Source organism: Micromonospora sp. DSM 43699 (assembly GCF_055517075.1).
In genome coordinates, this window is sequence record NZ_JBTMMT010000019.1 from 23,803 (window position 1) to 40,253 (window position 16,451).

The 16,451-nt window shown below is 72.3% G+C and carries 14 protein-coding genes; 6 read left to right on the top strand and 8 right to left on the bottom strand.

The window, feature by feature from the left end:
• Window positions 1-115: 115 nt before the first annotated feature.
• A complete protein-coding gene (locus AC0AIB_RS12580; protein ID WP_465096708.1) occupies window positions 116-1,246 on the top strand; it encodes a mandelate racemase/muconate lactonizing enzyme family protein in 1,131 nt (376 codons plus the stop codon).
• Between the two features lie 65 nt (window positions 1,247-1,311).
• Here the strand turns inward: AC0AIB_RS12580 and AC0AIB_RS12585 are convergent, their stop codons facing one another.
• The 6 genes from AC0AIB_RS12585 to AC0AIB_RS12610 all read right to left on the bottom strand — a co-directional run bounded on the left by AC0AIB_RS12585 (window position 1,312) and on the right by AC0AIB_RS12610 (window position 7,184).
• Window positions 1,312-1,662, bottom strand: coding sequence for an L-rhamnose mutarotase (locus AC0AIB_RS12585; RefSeq protein WP_328345887.1), 351 nt, complete (start codon window positions 1,660-1,662; stop codon window positions 1,312-1,314).
• Between the two features lie 103 nt (window positions 1,663-1,765).
• Window positions 1,766-2,599 carry a carbohydrate ABC transporter permease gene (locus tag AC0AIB_RS12590; RefSeq protein WP_302744508.1) on the bottom strand — a complete coding sequence of 278 codons (834 nt, stop codon included), beginning with the start codon at window positions 2,597-2,599 and terminating at the stop codon, window positions 1,766-1,768.
• Window positions 2,596-3,555 carry a carbohydrate ABC transporter permease gene (locus AC0AIB_RS12595; protein ID WP_328345894.1) on the bottom strand — a complete coding sequence of 320 codons (960 nt, stop codon included), beginning with the start codon at window positions 3,553-3,555 and terminating at the stop codon, window positions 2,596-2,598. Before AC0AIB_RS12595 ends, AC0AIB_RS12590 begins: the two co-directional genes overlap by 4 nt.
• Before the next feature lie 73 nt (window positions 3,556-3,628).
• The gene (locus AC0AIB_RS12600) at window positions 3,629-4,924 is read right to left on the bottom strand and encodes an ABC transporter substrate-binding protein (protein WP_328345896.1); all 1,296 of its coding nucleotides are present in this window, start codon (window positions 4,922-4,924) and stop codon (window positions 3,629-3,631) included.
• 32 nt (window positions 4,925-4,956) lie between these two features.
• A complete protein-coding gene (locus AC0AIB_RS12605; protein ID WP_328345898.1) occupies window positions 4,957-5,940 on the bottom strand; it encodes a Gfo/Idh/MocA family protein in 984 nt (327 codons plus the stop codon).
• Window positions 5,937-7,184 (bottom strand): M20 metallopeptidase family protein, encoded by a 1,248-nt coding sequence (locus tag AC0AIB_RS12610; RefSeq protein ID WP_465096709.1) that lies wholly within the window; start codon window positions 7,182-7,184, stop codon window positions 5,937-5,939. The genes AC0AIB_RS12605 and AC0AIB_RS12610 overlap by 4 nt, the downstream gene beginning before the upstream one ends.
• Before the next feature lie 110 nt (window positions 7,185-7,294).
• Between AC0AIB_RS12610 and AC0AIB_RS12615 the strand changes: the two genes are divergently transcribed.
• The 3 genes from AC0AIB_RS12615 to AC0AIB_RS12625 all read left to right on the top strand — a co-directional run bounded on the left by AC0AIB_RS12615 (window position 7,295) and on the right by AC0AIB_RS12625 (window position 11,097).
• Window positions 7,295-8,167, top strand: coding sequence for an amidohydrolase family protein (locus tag AC0AIB_RS12615; RefSeq protein ID WP_328345902.1), 873 nt, complete (start codon window positions 7,295-7,297; stop codon window positions 8,165-8,167).
• 519 nt (window positions 8,168-8,686) lie between these two features.
• Window positions 8,687-10,060, top strand: a complete 1,374-nt coding sequence (locus tag AC0AIB_RS12620) for a glycoside hydrolase family 43 protein (RefSeq protein ID WP_465096710.1) — start codon at window positions 8,687-8,689, stop codon at window positions 10,058-10,060.
• A gap of 92 nt (window positions 10,061-10,152) precedes the next feature.
• Window positions 10,153-11,097 (top strand): hypothetical protein, encoded by a 945-nt coding sequence (locus AC0AIB_RS12625; RefSeq protein ID WP_328345906.1) that lies wholly within the window; start codon window positions 10,153-10,155, stop codon window positions 11,095-11,097.
• A 13-nt stretch (window positions 11,098-11,110) separates the two neighbouring features.
• Here AC0AIB_RS12625 and AC0AIB_RS12630 read toward each other — a convergent pair whose 3' ends face one another.
• Entirely contained in the window at window positions 11,111-12,499 is a 1,389-nt protein-coding gene (locus AC0AIB_RS12630) for a short-chain fatty acyl-CoA regulator family protein (protein WP_465096711.1), read from the bottom strand.
• 238 nt (window positions 12,500-12,737) lie between these two features.
• Between AC0AIB_RS12630 and aceA the strand changes: the two genes are divergently transcribed.
• Both aceA and aceB read left to right on the top strand, forming a co-directional pair.
• On the top strand, window positions 12,738-14,009 hold the full coding sequence (aceA, locus tag AC0AIB_RS12635) for an isocitrate lyase (RefSeq protein ID WP_465096712.1): 1,272 nt from the start codon (window positions 12,738-12,740) through the stop codon (window positions 14,007-14,009).
• On the top strand, window positions 14,006-15,616 hold the full coding sequence (gene aceB / locus AC0AIB_RS12640; protein WP_465096713.1) for a malate synthase A: 1,611 nt from the start codon (window positions 14,006-14,008) through the stop codon (window positions 15,614-15,616). The genes aceA and aceB overlap by 4 nt, the downstream gene beginning before the upstream one ends.
• Window positions 15,617-15,772: 156 nt before the next feature.
• On the opposite strand, the gene AC0AIB_RS12645 is transcribed toward aceB, so the two are convergent.
• Window positions 15,773-16,180 carry a YkvA family protein gene (locus AC0AIB_RS12645; protein ID WP_465096714.1) on the bottom strand — a complete coding sequence of 136 codons (408 nt, stop codon included), beginning with the start codon at window positions 16,178-16,180 and terminating at the stop codon, window positions 15,773-15,775.
• Between the last annotated feature and the right edge of the window lie 271 nt (window positions 16,181-16,451).

The following is a 16,451-nucleotide window of genomic DNA, read 5'->3' on the forward strand; positions in this document are numbered from 1 at the left end:
ATTGAGCCCTATTCCGGCTCGTTGGTTGAGGAGCCTAGACCAGCAGTCCAAGGCTATGGAAGAGTGCACAAGCAAGTTTGTGGCCGTTATTGGTCTCTAATTTGGGGGAGTCGGCATGGAGATCGTCGAGGTGGAGTCGGCGGTACGCGGGGACGCGCACTTCGTCCAGGTACGCACGTCCGACGGGCGGACCGGGGTGGGCCAGTCCGCGTGCTGGGGATATCCCGACGCGGTGCACGCCGTGGTGCAGACGTTCCGGCCGTACCTGCTCGGGGCCGACCCGGACCGCATCGAGCACCACTGGCACCACCTCTACCGGATGGGCCCGTTCCGGGGCTCGGTGCTCACCGCCGCCGTCTCCGCCGTCGACCTGGCGCTGTGGGACCTGCTGGGCAAGCGGCTCGGGGTGCCGGTGTGGCAGCTGCTCGGCGGCCGGGTGCGCGACCGCATCCGGCTGCACCTGCTGCTGCCCGGCACCGGCGCGCAGGCGCTCGCCGAACAGGCCGCCGCCGCGGTCGCCGACGGCTTCACCGCCGTGAAGTTCGACCCGCTGCCGGCAGCCTACGGTGACCTGTCGCAGGCCCGGCTGGTCGCCGAGACCGAGGCCACCACGGCCGCCGTCCGTGACACCGTCGGCCCGGACGTCGACCTGCTCATCGAGCTGCACCGCAAGCTCACCCCGTTGCAGGCGCAGGCGGTGGTGCCGGCGCTGGCCCGGCACCTGCCGCTGCTGGTCGAGGACCCGATCCAGATCGACAGTGTGAGCAGCCAGGCCGAGGTGGGCCGGCGGGCGCCGGGGGTGCCGATGGCCAACGGGGAGCGGCTGCACACCATCTGGGAGTTCAAGGAGCTGCTGGCGCAGGGCGGCGCGCAGTATGTCCGGCCCGACGTCGGGCTGGCCGGCGGGCTCAGCCACGCCCGGAAGATCGCCGCGCTGGCCGAGGCGCACCACGCGGCCGTGGTCACCCACAACTGCCTCGGCCCGCTGCTCACCATGGCCTCGGTGCAGCTCGACACGGCCATCCCGAACTTCGTCACCCAGGAGTACTCGCCGCTCGACGACCAGCTCGCCGACGGCCCGGCGCGGGCCTGCGTCCGCCGCGAGGGCGGGTTCCTGCCGGTGCCGCAGGAACCGGGCCTGGGCGTCACCCTCGACCTGACCGACACCCGGCCACTGGACCTGACCGGTCGGCCGGTGACCCGCATCCCGCTGCGCGCCGACGGTTCGGTGGCGTACGCGGTCTGATGGCGGGCACCGCGACGGCCCGGCGGGGACCTCCCCACCGGGCCGTCGCGGCCTGGTCGCGCCCGTCACGGCGGCGGCTGCCCCGGATGGTGGAACACCGGGTACGCCCAGAGCGGCTCGCCGTCGGCGTCGGCGATCTCGGCGAACAGGTGGGCCAACGACGCAGTCCAACGGGCCTGCACCGGCGAGGCGGCGGTGACCGCGCGGGCGTCGGCGAAACCCCGGCGGGTCCGCAGCACACAGATCAGCAGCAGGCCGTGCCGGTAGATGTGGTAGTCGTAGACGCCCGCCTCGTCGAGCAGCGCGGACAGCTCCGGCCACGCCCGGGCGTGCCGCCGCTCGTATTCGGCCTCCGCGCCGGGGCGCAGCCGGTAGAGGTGGCACACCTGCTCACCCGGCCCGGCCGCCCCACTCACCGACGCCCCCACCGGACCGGGCCGACCGTCGTCACCCGGACCGGGCCGACCGCCGCCACCCGGGCACAGCCGGTCGGGGTCACCCGGGTTCGGCCGGTCGGGGTCACTTGCCGGAGCCGGCGAGCGCGCCGGAGACGAGTTGCCGCTGGAAGACCAGGTAGACGATCAGCACCGGCAGCAGCGCCACGATCAGGCCGGCGCTGACCAGCGGCACCGACACGTCGTACTGGCCGCTGAGCAGGGAGACGCCGACCATCAGCGTCTTGCTGTCCGAGCCGCCCATGATGACAAGCGGCAGCAGCAGGTCGTTCCACATCCAGACGAAGTTGAAGATGGCCAGCGCCGCGATGGCCGGGGTGGCGATCGGGGCGAGCAGCCGGAACAGGATGGTCAGGTGTCCCGCGCCGTCGACCCGGGCCGCCTCGATCAGCTCGTCGGGCACCTGCTGGAAGTAGCCGGCGAGCTGGTAGGTGCCCAGCGGCAGCCCGAACGCCGCGTACGCCAGGATCAGGCCCTGGTACTGGCCGGACATGCCCAGGTCCAGCACCGTCTGGTAGAGCGGGTAGATGATCGCCTGGCTGGGGATGGTCAGCGTCACGATGATCAGCAGGAAGACCACCTTGCCGCCCCGGAACCGCAGCTTGGTCACCGCGTACGCGACCAGCAGGGCGGCGAGCACCGACAGCACCAACCCGCCGAGCGTGGTGATCAGCGAGTTGAGCAGCAGCCGGGGCATGTCCATCCGGCGGAACGCCTCCAGGTAGTTCTCGAAGGTGATCCCGGCCGGCAGGCCCAGCGGGTCGTCGGCGAAACCGGACTGGGTCTTCACGGAGCTGACCACGGTGAACAGCAGCGGGTAGATCGCCGCGACGGCGACGACGACAAGCGCGAAGGTCAGCAGGTAGCGCCCGATCCGGGCGAAGTGTCGCGGGTTCATCGCGGCTTACGCGTCCCCTCGGTGAACATGTGCCGGACGCTGAAGATCGACAGCACGGCGACGAAGACGAACAGGGCGATGCCGATGGCGGAGCCGTAGCCGCGGTCCAGGAACTGGAAGGTGGTGAGGAAGACCAGGTACTCGGGGAGCATGGTGGCGTCCCCCGGGCCGCCCTGGGTCAGCGCGTAGATCAGCGGGAACAGCCAGATCAGCACGCCCGAGGCGCAGAGCACGCTCCAGTACGCCACGGTCGGGCGCAGCATCGGCACGACCACCGACCACAGCCGCCGGAAGAACCCGGCACCGTCCAGGTAGGCCGCCTCCAGGGTCTCCTCGGGGATGGTGGCCAGGCCGGCGAGGTAGGTCATCACCCCGAGCCCGAAGAAGCTCCACAGGGCGACCGCCACCAGCGAGAACAACGCGCTGTAGCGGCCGTTGAGCCACTCGATCGCGAGCGGTTCCAGGCCGACGAAGCGCAGCAGGGCGTTCAGCGGCCCGTCGGGGGCGAGGATCTGCCGGAACATGATGCCGACCACGATCGGCGCGATGGTGTACGGCACGAAGTACACCGCCCGGAAGAACTTCCACCCGGGGGACCGCTGGTGGATCAGCAACGCCAGGATCAGCGGGAGCACGATCCACACCGGCAGGGTCGCCACCACCAGCAGCGCGTTGCGGAAGCTGGTGAGCACCATCGGGTCGTCGAACATCCGGGTGTAGTTGTCCGCCCCGGCGAACTCGCCGCCACCGAAGCCGCTTGACGACTCGAAGCTGGTGATCACCCCGCGTACCAGCGGCACCAGCTTGAACAGCACGGCCAGGACGAGGGCGGGGAGCACCAGCGCGGCACCGAGCCACCACTCCCGGGCCCGCCCGGGGCGGGGCGGCCGGCGGGTCGGCGCGGGCGGGGCGTCGGCGCCCACCGGGTCCGACACCGGCGCGGTGGAGATCGTCATCAGGGTTCCTCTCCCCGGGTCGGGGGGGGGGGGGGGGGGGCCCCCCCCCCCCCCCCCCCCCCCCCGCCGGTGGTTACTTGCCCTGCTTCTTGGTGGGGCTGCGCTCCAGCGCCTGCTGCATCTGGTCGGCCCACTTGTCCACGGTGAGCTGGCCGAGGGTGACCTGCTGCCAGCCCCGGGCCAGGGCGTCGGCCTCCGGGCCGGAGAGCATCACGCCGGCGTGCAGGGTCGGCTGGGCGACCAGCTCCTGGATCTTGACGAAGGCCGGCGACGACGGCAGCAGCGCCTTGTCGACGGTCTTGTTCAGCGGCTGTCCCTTGCCGTACTTCACCCAGAGCTCGCCGTTCTCCTTACCGGCGAGCCAGCTGATGAACTCCAGGCCGGCCTGCTTCTTCTCGCTCCACTGGGTGACCCCGTAGACCGCGCCCTCGATGCCGGAGAACTTGCCGGCGAGCGGCGCGGCCGGGTCGATCGTCGGCCACCGGGTGACGCCGAGCTTGTCGTCGCCGAGGGCCTTGCCGAACGCCTCCCAGTTCACCGCGTCGGAGATGATGGTGCCGGCGAACGCGGCGTCGCCGCGCTGGAAGATGTCCGCGCCGTCGGGGAGCATGGTGATCGACGGGGCGTTCTTGTTGGCCCAGCCCTTGGTGGTGATCTCGGCCAGCTTGCCGAGCACCGACACCAGCTTCGGGTCCTTCCAGGACAGCTTCCCGGCGAGCAGCGCCCGGATGTCGTCCTCGGTGAGGTAGTTGCGGGCGATCTCCGGGAAGTCCCAGTAGGCGGGGAAGGTGCCGGACAGGCCCAGCGCCAGGCAGGTCTTGCCGGCCTTCTTCACCGCCTCGCAGGCGGCCCCGAACTCGTCCCAGGTGGCCGGGGGCTGCTCCGGGTTCAACCCGGCGGCGGTCAGGACGGCCTTGTTGTAGTACAGGACGTTGCCCTGGTAGGAGAACGGCACCCCGTAGCAGGTCTTGCCGGTGTCGAAGCCCTCGCAGGCCCCGCTGTAGGTGACCAGGTCCTTGGTGATCTCGGCGGCCTTGTCACCCAGCGGCACGTACGCCCCGCGCCTGTCGAACAGCTCCAGCCCGGCGTTGTTGGCCATCACGTCCGGCCCCGACTGCGAGGTGATGTAGGGGCCCTGCACCTCGGGGTACTTGTCGAACGGGACGGACTGCATCTCCAGCTTGATGTCCGGGTGGCTGCCCTCGAAGCTGGTCTTGACCTGCTTCCAGTACTCGGCGCCGCCCGGCTCCCAGGTCAGCACCTTGAGGGTGACCGGGCCGTCGGCGGCGTCGTCGCCACCGCACCCGGTCAGCAGGGCGGCGGCGGCCATGCCGGCGGCGAGGACGCCGGCCAATCTCCGTCGAAACATCGGTTTTAGCTCCTGTCACAAGTGGGGGGGGCTCAGGGGAGTCGGCGGACCGCGCCGCCGCTGTCGGCGCTGCCGGCCACGGCCTCGGCGACCTGCACCACGTGCAGTCCGTCGGCGAGCGGGACGACAGCCGTCGGTGCGGTGCCGTCGATCCGGCTCAGGAAGTGCCGCAGCTCGGCGGCGAGCGCGCCGCCGCCGTCGACCGGGGACAGCAGCCAGTCCGGCGCCTCGGTCGGCTCGCCCTGGACGAGCAGCGTGGGGTGGCCGAGGTCGACGTGGGCGACCCCGTCGGTGCCGTACACCTCGACCAGGTCCGAGGTGTGGTGGGGGGTGCTCTCGGGAAGCAGGTAGCTGTTGCGGATCGACGACACCACGTCGTTGGCGTGTCGCAGCTCCGCCCACACCAGGACCGGGGTCGCCGATCCGGGTCGGGTCCGGGCCGCCGCGCGGACCTCGACCACTGGCGCTCCGGCGTACCAGAGGGCCAGGTCGATGTCGTGGACGGCGGTGAGCAGCGCGGGGTGTTCGCGCGGGAAGAGCCGACTCAGGGTGCGGGGCCGGTCACGGCGGGACGACACGGCGAGCACGTCGCCGAGCCGGCCGGCGCGGATCGCGTCGTGCAGGGCCCGGTGCGGTGGGCTGTGCCGCAGGAGGTGCCCCGGCTGGCAGAGCACCCCGGTGCGCTCGGCGGTGGCGACGATGGCGGCGGCGTCGGCGACTGTGGTGGCGAGCGGCTTCTCCACCAGCACCGGCACTCCGGCGTCGAGCAGCGTCACGGCCACCGTCCGGTGCGCCGGGCCGGGCACGCAGACCGAGGCGGCGTCCGGCGTCGCGTCGGCGAGCAGCTCGGCGACGTCGGCGTACGTCCGCGGCACCTGGTACTGCGCGGCCACCCGGGCGCGGGTCGCGGCGTCCGGCTCGACCAGGGCGGCCACCGGCACGCCGAGCGACCGGTACCCGGCCAGGTGCCGGACTCCGAACGCCCCGGCCCCGATCACCGCCACCGACGGGCTCATGCCCCGACCGCCTCGACGGTGCCGGCACGGTCACCCGTGCCGGGCTGGCCGGCCCCGGCGTCCCCGTGACCGTCGGGAGCGGCCAGCCGGCCGTCGAGCACCGCCCGGGTGAGCCGCTCCAGGGCGGCCACCCCGACGCCGAGGCAGCGTTCGTCGACGTCGAAGGCGCCGGAGTGCAGCGGTGCGCCGCCCCGCTCGCCGGTGACGCCCAGCTTGACGTACAGGCTGGGGCCGAGCGCGGCGAGCAGCGCGAAGTCGTCGGTGGTCAGCGGGGGTTCGGTGAGGTCGGCGAGCTCGACCACCCCGGGCAGCTCGGCGCGGGCGAGCGCCACCAGGGCCGCCGCGTTGCGGACCGGGGGCATCTCGTTGGCCCAGGTGAACCGCAGCCCGAGGTCGAGCGCGGCGGCCTGCTGCCGGGCGATCCGCTCGATGACCTCCTTGAGCCGGGCGCGGACGGCCTCGTCGTGGGTGCGCAGCGTGCCGGTGGCCTCGGCCCGCTCGGCGACCTGGCTCTGGCTGGCCCCACCGGAGATGGTGCCGATGTTGAAGGCCACCAGCTCGTGCGGGTTGCGGGAGCGGGCCACCCCGGCGTGCAGCAGGTTGACGATGCCGGCGAGGCCGAGGATGGCGTCCCGGCCCAGGGCCGGGGTGGCGGCGTGCGCGGCCCGGCCGGTCACCTCGAAGCGGAAGGCGTCCTTGGCCGCCATCGCGGTCAGCCGGTCCACCCCGATCGTCCCCACCGGCAGGTCCGGCCAGCAGTGCAGGCCGAGGACGGCGTCGAAGCGCCTGTCGCGCAGGGCCTCGTCGGCGAGCACCGCGGCGGCGCCGGAGGTCGCGCCGAAGGGGATCTCCTCGGCCGGTTGGAACAGCACGGTCACCGAGCCCCGGGCGGGCGGGTCGGCGGCGAGCCGGGCGGCGACACCGGCCATCACGGTCATGTGCACGTCGTGCCCGCAGGCGTGGCAGACGCCCGGGTTGGTCGACGCCCAGGGCACCTGCTTGGCGTCCTGCACCGGATAGGCGTCCATATCGGCCCGAAGCAGCACCGAGGGTCCTTCGGTACGTCCTTCGATCTCCGCGAGCAGGCCGGTGCCGGCGACGCCGGTGCGGACCCGGGCGATCGGCGCGAGCCGCCCGGCGAGCACGGCAGCGGTCTGCTGTTCAGTGAACCGCAGCTCGGGATGCTGGTGGAGCTGCCGACGCAGCCGTACCAGATCGTCAACGTCCTCGTGCGCCTGCACCACGCGGTCCACTCCTCGCCTGCGTCCGATAATCCGGACCTAATTGAGACAAGAACCTAAGCGAGGGGTCCTCCCGCGTCAATGGGCAGCTCAGAATCGGTTAGGGTCCGGCCATGGAACGCGCCGACGCCCACCTGCACCTGTTCGCCGACGGTTATCCCGGCCGGTACGGAAGGTCACCGGCCGGGGGTGACGAACTCGCCGTCTACCGGACGTTGCGCCACGAACACCGCATCGCGCGGGCCCTCGTGGTCGGCTACGAGGGTGGCCCGGAGTTCACCGGCAACAACCGGCACCTGGCCCGGCTCGCGGCGGCGCACGACTGGATCGCCCCGCTGGCGTACGTTCCGGTCACCGGCGTCGACCCCGCCGGGCTGGACCGCTTCCGGTCGGCGGGGTTCGCCGGCATCGCGGCGTACCTGCCCGACCCGGCCGCCGCCGACACCTTCGCCGGCTGGCTGGCGCGGACCGCCGGGACGCTCAACGACACCGCGACGCTGCTCAGCCTCAACGCCCCACCCGAGGCGGCCGGGCGGCTCGGCCCGGCGTTGGCCGGCCTCGACGGGTGCCCGGTGCTGTTCAGTCACCTCGGCCTGCCCGGCCGGCAGCCGACCGTCCCGGACCTTTCGGCCGCCGCCGACCGGCTCGCCCCGCTGACCGACCTGGCCCGGCTGCCCCACGTCGGGGTCAAGGTCTCCGGCCTGTACGCCGTCAGCGACCCCGCCGAGGGCTACCCGCACGCCGCCGCCCGGCCCTTCGTCGAGACGCTGCTGCACCACTTCGGGGCGCAACGGCTCTACTGGGGTTCCGACTTCGCCCCCAGCCTCGACCACGTGTCGTTCGCGCAGACCCTGCACCCGGTCGGGCTCGACGGGCTCTCCACCGCCGAGGCGGCCGACGTGTTCGGCGGCAACCTGCGCCGCGCGCTGCGCCGCTGGGCGGCCGGGAGCGGCCCGGGAACGACGCCGACCGGCCCGGTCGACTGAATCGGCCCGGTCGACTGAATCGGCCCGGTCGACTGAATCGGCCCGACACCGTGGAGCCGTCCGGCCCGGCCGCCGACCGGGCCGCCCCCGTGGACCTTGTGGGGCGGCCCGGTCGACCGGTCGTCGCGGGGTGGTCAGGCTACGGGCGCTCCACTGCTGGTTCTGCTGACCGTTGCGGGACCAGAGGATGAGCTTGGTCCCGTTGGCGGTGGCGACGCCGCTGGCGTCGAGGCACACGGCTTCGACCGGGTCTCGGTCAACGACATCGCCGCGGCGGCTGTCGCCGACGCCGACCGGGCATTCGCCCGACTGCGGTCCGGCGTCGACGACACCACGCGGGACGGCCCGTAGGGCGGTTCGGGTGGGGTGAGCCCGCGTGTCCACCAGCGACAGCCCGGGGCCCGCCGCGTTCGAGCGGGTGCGGATTCGCGGACCGCGTTAACACTTGACGTCATCGATGTTAGCGATAACGTACGGAGGTCAGTGCCGCACTGCCACCCGCCACCCCGAGGTGATCAGTTGAAGCGTCGTACCTTGCTGTCCGCCACCGGCGCCGCCGTCGCCGGGGCGACCCTGCTGCGTCCCTCGACCGCGTCTGCCGCCCCCGGCGACGGCTACGCCATGGCGTACTTCACCGAGTCACCGAGCATGACCGCCGCCAACTACGGGCTGCACCTCGCCGTCAGCACCGACGGCCTGAACTGGACCCCGCTGAACCAGAACCGGCCCGTCGCCACCCCGACGCTGGGCAGCCGGGGCCTGCGCGACCCGTTCATCCTGCGCAAGCAGACCGGCGGGTTCGTGGTGCTCGCCACCGACCTCAACGGCACCGACTGGAACTACCAGAGCCAGTACCTGCACGTCTGGGACTCCACCGACCTGCGCACCTTCACCGGGTACCGGCTGTTGAAGGTGCACTCCCTCGCCACCCACGCCTGGGCCCCCGAGGCGTACTGGGACGCCGGGCGCGGGCGGTACGCGGTCGTCTACTCCGCGGTCACCGGTGGCCGCAACGTGCTGATGGTGAACTACACCAGCGACTTCGTGACCGCGTCCGCCCCGCAGACGTTCTTCGACCCCGGCTACGACGCCATCGACGGCAGCTTCGTCAGCGTCAACGGGGTCAACTACATGTACTTCAAGAACAACACGAACAGCACCCTGCTCGGCACCCGCTCGACCACCCTCGACCCGGGCAGCTTCAGCATCCACACCGCCGCCATCGGCCCCGGCCGGGGCGTCGAGGCACCGCAGATCGTCAAGTCCCACACCGCGGACACCTGGTACCTGTGGGGCGACACGTGGAGCCCCAACGGCCGGTTCTTCTGCTGGCAGACCACCAACGTGGCCGGCGGCGCGTGGAGCCTGCTCAACGACCGGTCGTATACCCAGCCGCTGAACTCCAAGCACCCGGGCATCACCCCGCTCACCTCGGCCGAGGTGACCGCGCTCACCGCCGCCTGGGGTGTGCCGGCGTGGAACCGGGTGAAGTCGTACAACTTCCCGGACCGTTACCTGCGGCACGGCGACAACGTCGGGCGGATCGACGCGTACCCCTTCGACCCGTACCAGGACCAGCTGTGGACGCTGGTGCCGGGCCTGGCCGATCCGGCCGGGGTGTCGTTCCGCTCGGTGAACTATCCGGACCGGTACCTGCGCCACTACGACTACGCGATCCGGCTGGCGGCGAACGACGGCACGAGCGCCTTCCGGGCCGACGCGACGTTCCACCGGACGGCCGGCTTCGCCGACGCGTCCTGGACATCGTTCCGCTCGTACAACTTCCCGGATCGCTACCTGCGCCACTACGACTACCTGCTGCGCATCGACCCGATCACGAGCGGCTCGCCGGCCACCGACAAGCAGGACGCCACCTTCCGGATCGGATACTGACAGCCGACGGAACCGACGGGCCGAGGAGGCAGCGGCGCGCCGGCCGGCGGACCACGCGGGCGCCGGGACCGCCGCCCCTCTATCCTGGCGCGATGCCGTACGCCGATCTCCGTGTCGCGCAGTGGAACGACCGCTCCGACGAGGCCGCCGAGCGGCTGGCCCGGGAGATCGCCGCCCGGCACGACCTGACCCTGGTGGGCCTGCGGGACAACGGCTACGCGGGACGGTCGCACCGGACGGCGCTGTTCGACCGGGGCGGACTGCGGTTCGCGCTGGTGCCCGGCGGGCGGCCGACGCTCGGCTACGACGCGGCCCGGTTGAACCCCGACGCTGGCCAGCTGGCCAGCTACGCCGACAGCGCCGAGGAGTACGGCCTGCCACCGCTGGCCGCGCACGTCGACGCGCTGACCTCGCCGGTGCGCGCCGTCGACCTGCCGGCGATGCTGGTCGCGGTGGAGGCTTGCGAACCCGGCGGGCTCCCGCTGCCCCCGGACGACCCGCGGGTCCGTGAACTCGTCGCGTCGATCGGCCACCGGGGGGACGGGGCCACCACGGTGCGCTCCGCCGACGGGCTGACCGTCGAACTCGACCGTACCGGCCGGGTGACCCGGGCCTGGGCGGTCGAGGAGGCCGACTACGACGAGGCGGTGGCCGCCCTCGCCGGCCTCGGCCTGCGGACCGCCACCCCGGACGAGTGGGAGTGGGCCTGCGGCGCCGGCGCGACCACACTGTTCCGCTGGGGCGACGACACCCCCGCCGACGGCTACCCGGACGAGTACCCGGACGGGGTGCACCGGACGCCGAACCTGTGGGGGCTGGCCATCGGGCAGGATCCCTACCGGTACGAGGTGACGACCGAGCCGACAGTGGTGTGCGGCGGCGACGGCGGTGTCACCGCCTGCGGCGGCAGCGGTTTCTTCCTGGGCTGGCTCACCCTCGCGACCGCCTACCGCGACGGGGACTTCGGCCGGTGGCTCGCCTCCGACGACGGGTACGCCGACGAGATCCTGACCCGCCCCGTGATCAGCCTGGACTGACCGGTCGGGCCGGTCAGCCCTTCAGCGGGTACGGGATGAAGGTGCTGCGGTTCTCGTCCAGGTCGAGCCGCCCGCTGATCGGGGCGGCGGCCCGCTGCGGGCAGGTCATCCGCTCGCAGGTCTTGCAGCCGGGGCCGATCGACGTGACGGCGTCGGTCGCGTACAGGTCGATCCCCGTGGAGTAGACCAGCCGGTCGGCGTGCCGGGTCTCGCAGCCGAGCCCGATCGCGTAGACCTTGCCGGGTTGGTTGTAGCCGCCGTGGTGCCGGGTGATGGTGCGGGCGATCCACAGGTAGCGCTGCCCGTCGGGCATCGCGGCCACCTGCACCACCACCCGGCCGGGCGCGCTGAACGCCTCGTAGACGTTCCACAGCGGACAGGTGCCGCCGGTCAGCGAGAACGGGAAGCCGGTGGCGGACTGGCGTTTCGACATGTTGCCGGCCCGGTCGACCCGGACGAACGAGAACGGCACCCCGCGCGCCCGGGGTCGTTGCAGCGTGCTGAGCCGGTGGCAGACCGTCTCCCAGCCCATGGTGAAATGCTGGGTGAGTAGCTCGATGTCGTACCGGTGCTGCTCGGCGGCCGCCAGGAAGGGCTCGTAGGGCAGGATCAGCGCGGCGGCGAAGTAGTTGGCCAGGCCGACCCGGGTGAGGATCTGGGTCTGCGGGTCGTCGAACCGTTCCTCCTCCACGATCTCGTCGATCACGTCGGCGTACTCCAGCAGGGCGATCTGCGCCGCCATCCGCATGGCCTCCTGCCCGGCCCGCAGCGACGTCGACAGGTGCAGGGTGCGGGTCTGCGGCCGGTAACGGTGCAGCTCGTCGCCGAGCAGGGTGGCGTCGTCGCGGCGGACCTGCACGCCGTGCCGCTTGTCGAGCCGGTCCTGCAACGTGGACCGGACCTCACCCCGGCGCATCCCGATCGTCGCCGCCAACCGCTCCGCCGCCTCGTCCAGATCCGGCACGTAGTTCTGCCGGCGGTAGAAGAACTCGGTCACCCGGTCGTGCGGGCTGCGCCCGACCGTGTCCCGGTCGCCCAGCAGCTCGGCGAGCTGCTCGTCGGCCTGCCGGTAGCGGCGGTGCAGGTCGAGCACGGCCTCCGCGACCTCGGGCAGCCGGGTGGCGAGTTCGGTGAGGTCGGCGACGCCCGGTCGGCCGGGCAGCGCCTCACGTAACCCGGCGACCAGCCGTGGGGTGTCCCGGGGGGCGAACACTGTCGGGTCGACGCCGAACACCTCGGTGATGCGCATGAGCACCGGCACGGTCAGCGGACGCGTGTCGTGCTCGATCTGGTTGAGGTAGCTGGGCGAGATGTTGAGCAGTCGGGCCAGCCGGGACTGGCTCAGCGCGCGGTCCTCACGCATCCGGCGCAGCCGGGCACCCGCGAAGGTCTTGCTCGTCACGCTCACCTCCCCGCTGCTCTTTCGGCAGCCCAGCACCCTTGGCAGAGTGCGAATATACCTGTTCGCAACTTCGCAGAACCGGGTGTGAACTTCTCAGAACTTGGCTTCTTCCGTCCCTCGACCACGCCCTGGACACCGTGTGACCGTGGGTGACACGCCGGCCGGGCGACGCGTTCGGCGACGCCGGGCGGCACGACGAATCCGGTGCCGGCGGCACGACATCCGAGGAGACGACATCATGCAGAACGCCGTGGAGCGGTTGCGTACCGAGTGGGAGACCGACCCGCGCTGGCGGGGATTGCGCCGCAGCTACCGCGCCGAGGACGTGGTCCGGCTGCGCGGCGCCGTCCAGGAGGAGCACACCCTGGCCCGGCGCGGGGCGGAGCGGCTGTGGCAGCTGCTGCACACCGAGGACTACGTCCACGCCCTGGGCGCGCTCACCGGCAACCAGGCCGTGCAGATGGTCCGGGCCGGACTCAAGGCGATCTACCTGTCCGGCTGGCAGGTGGCCGCGGACGCCAACCTCGCCGGACACACCTACCCCGACCAGAGTCTCTACCCGGCCAACTCGGTGCCCGCCGTGGTGCGCCGGATCAACAACGCGCTGCTGCGCGCCGGCCAGATCACCACCGCCGAGGGCGACGGCGGCGGGACCGACTGGCTGGCACCGATCGTCGCCGACGCCGAGGCCGGCTTCGGCGGACCGCTCAACGCCTACGAGCTGATGACCGCGATGATCGGGGCCGGTGCGGCGGGCGTGCACTGGGAGGACCAGCTCGCCGCGGAGAAGAAGTGCGGCCACCTCGGCGGCAAGGTGCTCGTCCCCACCGGGGCGCACGTCCGCACCCTGGAGGCGGCCCGGCTCGCCGCGGACGTCGCCGGGGTGCCGTCGGTGGTGATCGCCCGCACCGACGCGCAGGCCGCCACCCTGCTCACCACCGACGTGGACGAGCGGGACCGGCCGTTCGTCACCGGCGAGCGGACCGCCGAGGGCTTCTACCGGGTGCGCAACGGCATCGACCCGTGCATCGCCCGGGGCCTGGCCTACGCCCCGCACGCCGACCTGCTCTGGATGGAGACCTCCACCCCCGACCTGGAGGTCGCCCGCCGCTTCGCCGAGGCGATCAAGTCCGAGTACCCGGACCAACTCCTCGCCTACAACTGCTCGCCGTCGTTCAACTGGCGCAAGCACCTCGACGATGCCACCATCGCGAAGTTCCAGCGGGAACTCGGTCACCTGGGCTACCGGTTCCAGTTCATCACCCTGGCCGGCTTCCACGCCCTCAACTACTCGATGTTCGACCTGGCCCGGGGCTACGCCGCCGACGGCATGTCCGCCTACGTGGCGTTGCAGGAGCGGGAGTTCGCCGCCGAACCGGCCGGCTACACCGCCGTCAAGCACCAGCGCGAGGTCGGCACCGGCTACTTCGACCTGATCAGCACCGTGCTCAACCCGGCGGCCGAGACCACCGCCCTGCGCGGCTCCACCGAAGAGGAGCAGTTCGCATGAGATACGAGATCGTCGGCCCGCTGGCCGACCGGTTCGACGAGGTCCTCACCGCCGACGCGCTGGAGTTCCTGGTCGCGCTGGACAGCGAGTTCGCCGCCCGTCGGGTGGCCCTGCTGGACACCCGCCGGGCCCGCCGGGACCGCTACGCCACCGGTCAGTTCCCCGACTTCCTGCCGGAGACCGCCGCGATCCGCGCCGACCCGGGCTGGCGGGTGGCCCCGCCCGCACCCGGCCTGGTCGACAGGCGGGTCGAGATCACCGGACCGACCGACCGCCGGATGACTGTCAACGCGCTCAACTCCGGGGCGAAGGTGTGGCTCGCCGACTTCGAGGACGCCACCGCGCCGACCTGGCACAACGTCGTCTCCGGCCAGCTCAACCTGATCGACGCCCTGGACCGGCGCATCGACTTCACCGACCCCCGTGGCAAGCGGTACGTCCTCGGCGAGGAACTGGCCACCATCGTCGTCCGTCCGCGCGGCTGGCACCTGGTGGAGAAGGGGATCGTGGTCGACGGGCGGCCCATCTCGGCCAGCCTGGTCGACTTCGGGCTCCACCTGTTCCACTGCGCCCGGCGGCAGCTCGACGCGGGCGCCGGGCCGTACTTCTACCTGCCGAAGCTGGAGGGCCACCGGGAGGCGCGGCTGTGGAACGACGTCTTCGTCTTCGCCCAGCAACGCCTCGGCCTGCCGCGGGGCACCATCCGGGCCACCACGCTGATCGAGACGATCACCGCCGCCTTCGAGATGGAGGAGATCCTCTACGAGCTGCGTGAGCACTCGGCGGGGCTGAACGCGGGCCGGTGGGACTACATCTTCAGTGTGATCAAGAACTTCGGGCAGTGGCCGGACTTCGTCCTGCCGGACCGCTCCGAGGTGACCATGACGGTGCCGTTCATGCGCGCGTACACCGAGTTGCTGGTGGCCACCTGCCACCGGCGGGGAGCGCACGCGATCGGCGGGATGGCCGCCGTCATCCCGAACCGGGATCCACAGGTCAACGAGGTCGCCCTCGGCCGGGTGCGGGCGGACAAGCGGCGGGAGGCCGGTGACGGGTTCGACGGTTCGTGGGTGGCCCACCCGGGCCTGGTGGACACCTGCCGGGAGGAGTTCGACGCGGTGCTGGGCGACCGTCCCCACCAGCTCGACCGGCTGCGGGACGACGTCACCGTGACCGCCGCCGACCTGCTCGCCGTGGACAAGACCCCCGGCCGGGTCACCGCCGCCGGGCTACGCGCCAACATCGCGGTCGCGGTGCGCTACCTCGACGCGTGGCTCGGCGGCACCGGCGCGGTGGCCCTGTCGAACCTGATGGAGGACGCCGCCACCGCCGAGATCGCCCGCTGCCAGGTCTGGCAGTGGCGGCACCACGGCACCCCGCTGGCCGACGGCGGCTGCGTGACCGACGACCTGGTCCGGTCGATCCTCGCCGAGGAGTTGGCCGCCCTGGTGAGCGGGCGCGCGGGCACCGACCGGGACCGCGCCGTGCGGGCCGCCCGGATCGTCGAGGACACCGCCCTCGGCGAGGACCTGCCGGCCTTCTTCACCACCGGCGCGTACGCCCGGCACCTCGATCCGACCCGCCGGCGCGACCTGCCGGTCCGCTGAGGCGGAGACCGCGCGGCCGGGGGAGGGCCATCCTTCCCCGGCCGCGTCGGCGTCGACGGACTCGCGGCGGATCCGGCCCGGCCCGGACAGGGCGCGAGGCACCGGCTCGGTCGGCACGCACCGGCTCGGTGGGCCGTGGCGGGAAGAAGCCGGGCGTCACGGGGTGGGGCGGACTCCGGTGAGTCGGCATACGGCGGTGAATCCGTCCGGGGTGCCCGCCCAGTGTCGTGCGACGGCGTCGATGCCGGCGCGACGGACCACGGAGCGCAGCACGGCCGCCACGATGATGGCGTCGTCGGCGAAACCCAGCACCGGGATCACGTCGGGGATCAGGTCGACGGGGCTCGCCAGGTAGGCGATCAGCAGGTAGAGCCGCACCCGGACGCCGGTTGGCAGGCCCGGGTCGGTGGCCAGCCGGCGCAGCATCCGGATGAGGTCGGGCAGGATCCGGATCGCCTCGGTGAGTAGGGATCCCTTCGGCCGCACCAGCAGCAGGCCGATCGTCAGGGCCGTCCAGGAGGCGGCGAGCGCGATGCCGATGCCGAGGAGCACCTTCCACGTCATCAGGCGAGTATTCCTGCCCGACCCGGCGGACGCGCGCCAGGCGCCGTCCCACCGGCACGCGGGTAGCGTTCCGTACGGGCCGGTCTTCGAATGTTTCGGTGACGGTGCCGTGGACGGTGCCCGCGACCGCCTGCCGCCGGCCTTCCCGAGTCTGGTGGTGCTCACCCCACCTGCATAAATGTATGCCCGTGCCCGAATGGCGGTTTCCGGAATATTTCCGAAAGTTGTTGACAGTGTGGCCGGGCGGTATCGATACTGGCCCTTCGGCATG